Origin of the sequence: Streptomyces sp. SID14478, from assembly GCF_010548525.1 — a bacterium.
Classification (GTDB): domain Bacteria; phylum Actinomycetota; class Actinomycetes; order Streptomycetales; family Streptomycetaceae; genus Streptomyces.
On record NZ_JAAGMG010000853.1, the window covers coordinates 1 to 1,922 of the forward strand.

1 protein-coding gene is annotated in these 1,922 nt (G+C 74.8%); it reads left to right on the forward strand.

The window, feature by feature from the left end; translation table 11 throughout:
• A partial coding sequence (locus G3I40_RS28060; RefSeq protein ID WP_275410230.1) for a BTAD domain-containing putative transcriptional regulator occupies positions 1–1,922 on the forward strand: 1,922 nt, incomplete at both ends.

Sequence of the window (1,922 nt, forward strand, 5' to 3'; positions counted from 1 at the left end):
AGGCGCGGCCGAGGACGCGTTCGCGACGGTCAGCGAGGAGAGCGTGCGGCGGCTCGCGGGCGGGCGGCGGATCACGGGCGCCGCGTCGGGTGGGCGCGGGCCGCTCCTCGGGGGGCGGTACCGGGTCGATCGGCAACTGCGGCCGAACAGCTCGGTATGGCTGGCCCGCGACCTCGACCTGGGGCAGCCGGTGGTGGTGAAGCGGCACCGGCGGCGCGACGACGGCGAGTTCTTGCGCGTCGCCCGCGCGCTGTCCCGGCTGAACCACCCGTGCGTGGCGCGGGTGCTCGACTTCGGTATCACGGACGAGGGGCCGTACACGGTCCTGGAGCATCTGGACGGCGTGCCACTCAACGCCCTTGCCGCGCCCAACGGCTACCGCCTTCCGGGCGCGCTGCTCGACACCGTCGCCCGCTCCCTGGCGGGGGCGCTGACGGCCCTGCACGAGGCGGGAGTCACGCACGGCGCCGTCGGCATGCCCCGGGTCGTCCTGTCACCGGACGGAACCGTGAAGCTCACCCAGTTCGATCCGGGGCGCACCTCGCACGAGGCGGACCGCGCGGACGACCTGCGCCGGCTGGGCGAGCTGCTGCACCAGTTGGGAGCCCCGCCCACCGATCTCGCCGCACCCGACCCGCAGCGCCGGGCCACCGCCCTGAGCGACCTCACCCGGGGGGTGCCGGCCATGCCCCGGGGGCCCCACCAGGTGTACGAGCTGCTCGGTCCGCTCCGGGTCGCCAGCCGGATGCCGGACGGCAACCGCAGGCCCGTGGAGATCGCCGATCCCGAACGCCAGGCCCTGCTCGCAATGTTGCTCCTGAGGCCGGGCAACGTGGTGACGCACGCCGAACTGGACGAGGGCGTGCGGGGACGCGAGCCGTCCGGTCCTGCCCCGTCCGGCACGGGCGCGCACATCGCCCGGCTCCGCCTCGACCTGAACGGCATCGCCTCGCTCCCCGAGGGCTACGCCCTGCACACCAGCACCGACACCGTCGACATCGCCCTCTGCCAGACCCTTGTGACCGCCGCCGAGGAGCTACGCGAAGAGGGTGACCTACGAGCGGCCCGCGACCGCGTCACCGTCGCCCTCGCCCTGTTCCGCGGCACGCCCCTGGACGGCGTCCCCGGCCCTGCCGCGCGCACCGCCCGTACCCGCCTCACCCACCTCCACCTCACCCTGCACCGCACGGCCGCGGAACTCGACCTGGATCTCGGCGAGTTCGCACGGGTGGCAACCGACCTCACCGCCCTGCTCCACGACCACCCCGCCCGCGAGGACTTCCGCCGCCTGCAGATGATCGCCCTGCGCGAACTGGGCCGCACCGCGGAGGCGTTGGAGTCGTACGAGGAGTACGAGGCGCTCGGCGGCCGCATCGACCCGGCCCTGGAGGAGCTGCACCGCGAGCTCCTCGACACCCACCGCGCACCCCGGGTGTCCCCGGACCGCACCTGCGTCACGTACGACCTCGCCGACGGCAGCGACGTCGAACTCCTGCCGCTGGTGGCCGAATTGATCGAGGCCGCCGGTCTCACCGCCCGCGAACACGCCCTGCGGCCCTCCCCGACCGGCTACGAGATCCTGCTCAAGACGGACCGCGCCATGGAGCGCCTGCTGGAGGCGACCGTCACCCGGCTCCCGGCCGCCCTGTCCGAACTCCCCGCGGAGGTACGCGTCGGGGGGCTGCCCGCGGGCGTCCACCTCACGGTCACGTTCTGGCCGGACGGCGAGCAGCACCGCGCCGCCCACGACACCCTGCGCGCGGAACTCGCCGCGCACGCCGCGGCCTCCTGCGTCGCGGTCGCCCCCGGCCTCGTCGACCCGTACACGGTCAGCGCGCTGGGCCTGCGCGGCATGAGCGGGTCCCCGATCGCGTACTGGTACCGCATGATCACGGCCCCCGGCCTGGACCGGCAGCACCGGC